This window comes from Klebsiella sp. 1SOBk10mer (genome assembly GCF_046602535.1).
GTDB lineage: Bacteria > Pseudomonadota > Gammaproteobacteria > Enterobacterales > Enterobacteriaceae > Klebsiella > Klebsiella quasipneumoniae.
The window spans coordinates 1-412 of sequence record NZ_JBKIUP010000068.1 but is presented as its reverse complement, the minus strand read 5'-3'; the positions used below and the strand labels follow the sequence as shown (position 1 = coordinate 412).

The following is a 412-nucleotide window of genomic DNA, read 5'->3' as shown; positions in this document are numbered from 1 at the left end:
AGCGCTGATGTCCGGCAGTGCTTTTGCCGTTACGCACCACGCCTTCAGTAGCGGAGCAGGAAGGACATCTGATGGAAATGGAAGCCACGCAAGCACCTTAAAATCACCATCATACACTAAATCAGTAAGTTGGCAGCATTACCGTAGCGGCAGGTACCTACCCGTTCAAAAGATGATCTGATGGTTCTCACTTGTGAAGTTAATTGTCCGCTGTGAGCGAAGAGCGGAATTTAGAGATTAAGGCTGTGCGAGGACTTACAGCAAAGAATAACATGACTGCGTAATCTGGTGTGGGCTTTGTTGAATAAATAAGATTTCGTGCGAACGACCCTGTAGCTGGCTGGATTTTCAGGCAATACGCACGCTTTCTGGCATCCCAGCCTTTGTCATCCTGTTCAACGCACGCACCATG

2 protein-coding genes are annotated in these 412 nt (G+C 48.5%); both read right to left on the bottom strand.

Annotated features, from left to right (window positions below):
- Positions 1–88 (bottom strand): IS1 family transposase (locus tag ACLH1I_RS26655; protein WP_305219426.1); only part of this gene is annotated, 88 nt, incomplete at its 3' end.
- A 111-nt stretch (positions 89–199) separates the two neighbouring features.
- Positions 200–412 (bottom strand): hypothetical protein (locus ACLH1I_RS26650; protein WP_411302958.1); only part of this gene is annotated, 213 nt, incomplete at its 5' end.